Raw genomic sequence first — 2103 nt, 5'->3', positions numbered from 1 at the left:
GTCCCTGCTGGAGCGAGACGACCACGTGCTCGCGGCTGACCGTGGCCGCGGCCTCCGGGTCCAGCAGACTGATCAGCGCGATTCCGGGGTCGGGGTAGCGTCCCACCGGCGTCACGGAGTCCTCGTCCAGGGTGTAACGGGCCACGCAGGTGCCGTTGATGACGACCTTGAGTTGGGCGGTGGCGGGCCGCGGGCCATCGTCGCGCAGGGGTACCCGGTGCTGCTGGCAGGTGGGTACGCCGCGGTGCATGCGGGGTAGGAGCACCCGGTCACCGCTGTGAATGTCATAGAGCGAACAGCGCCGTTCCGGGCAGCGCCAGGCCCGGGTGAGCACCTCGATCAGCGGGGTCCGGTCGGGGCCGAGCAGACCCTGCTTCTTGAGTGCGGCGAGCTCCTCCCGGCGGGAGATCTGGGCCGGTGTTCGGACGCCCATATCCAGCGGGACGAGTGTGACGGTGCCGCCAGGCCCGGGTGCGGGTTTGAGGAACTGCGAGGTGTTCCCCTGGATCCAGGCGTGCTCGGTGCGGTAGGCGTCGTAACGGTCACCGGTGATGACCGGGACGCGGGTCATGCCGGCGATCTCAAGAACCCGGTCGTCCGCGTCGGGGACCTCCTCGACCAGGCCATCGGCAACCCAGCGACGGAGCCGGCCGACATCCGTCTGATCGGTGAACTCCCTGCTGCCGCCCAGCAGGCTGGCATCGGCGATCAGATAAACGCGGACGTCCGGGTCCCCGGTGAGCCTCACCAGTGCCGCCACCACGAGGTCGAGCCGAGGCAGGGACCGCAGGCCCGGCCCTCCGATCGACCGCTCCCGCACGATGTTGGAAAGATCGACCAGGTAGTCGGCGCGGTCCGCCGAGGTCACCAGGTTGTGTTCCATCAAGCCCCCGTACGGCTGGCGTGTCTGGTGAGCACCAGCCTACGAAACGCGTTCAGGAGGCGAGGGCCGGGGTGTTGCGCCAGGTGGTGACCGCATCGGTGAGGTCGCGGATGGCCGGGTCGGAGGCGAACGGGCGGGCGTCGGTGAGGATGAGGTCGAGTCGTCTGCCGACGTGCGCGGTCTGGAACGGGGTGGCGAGGCCCAGCCCTTCGAGGGCGAGCGCCGAGACACGTGCCGGGTCCGGATCCTTGCTGCGGATCACGGCCATGGCCTCGTCGAGGCGGACGTAGGAGCGCTGGTGTGAGCCTTCCGCGTCGGCGAGCGGTGTGACCAGGGCGTTGAACTCCCGGACGTCGTCGGGCCGTCCCAGGTAGGCGAAGGCTGTCGCGGCGGCCGACCCGAAACTGACCGGGTGGTAGGAGTCCAGGTCATGGACGATGGTGGCGTGCAGCGGGCCGCGCTGTTGCGGGGTCAGGGATGCGACGATCGCCCCGGCTTCGTCAATCGCGGCCACGGCACCGTCCGCATCGCCGACCTCAGCTCTCGCCCAGGCCACACCGTCCGTGAGGAGGATCGCCCGCTGCGGCCCGGACGGGGCATAGCGCAATCCGTCGAGCGCGTACTCCTCGGCGCCACGGGGGTTGCCCGCATAGTCCTCGACGATCCCCTGCATGTACCGCGTCCACGCCATGAGCTGCGGGTCCTCCAGCAGCTCACCGCGGCGGAAGGCTTCGGCGAGGGAGAGCCGCGCGGCATCCGTCTGGCCGGCGTTGTTGTGCACCCAGCCGCGCAGGCCGGCGCCGATCCCGGCCTGGCGCCACAGCCGGGCCTGGTCGGCGGGGCGCAGGCTGAGCTGCCCGAGGGCGTCGGTGACCTGCTGCATCTCGGCGATCCGCCCAAGCAGCACGGTCGGCGGGGTTGTCGGGTAGTCCGCGACGATGCTTTCCAGTTGGGCGTCGACGAGGGCCAGCCCACCCGAGCCGGAGGCGGTCCTGTCCAGGGCGAGCAGCCTGTCCAGCGGGGTGAGCGCGGATGCGACCGCCACCCCGGCGACCGTCAGGCCGGCCGTTGCGGCAAGTGCTTCGAGGAGATCCCGGCGGTTCGTGGCAGCCTCCCCGATCAGCCGCTGCACAGACATGACAGGCGCGCCATCGTCTGTGAGCGCGATGGTCTCGTGCGTCGTTGTTTCGCGCGTGGCCTTCTCATCGTGCACGCCCTGG

General features: G+C 70.5%; 2 protein-coding genes. Both read right to left on the bottom strand.

From position 1 onward, the window contains the following. Positions 1–883, bottom strand: an 883-nt coding sequence (locus U9977_RS03310) for a hypothetical protein (protein ID WP_322747661.1), incomplete at its 3' end; no start/stop codon positions are given. Positions 884–935: 52 nt separating this feature from the next. Next, the coding region (locus U9977_RS03305; RefSeq protein WP_322747660.1) for a hypothetical protein at positions 936–2103 on the bottom strand (1168 nt) is incomplete at its 5' end.

The organism is Protofrankia sp. Cas8, assembly GCF_963555845.1.
Classification (GTDB): domain Bacteria; phylum Actinomycetota; class Actinomycetes; order Frankiales; family Frankiaceae; genus Protofrankia.
Note: the sequence above shows the minus strand (reverse complement) of the source record. Positions and strands in the feature narration are given on the sequence as shown.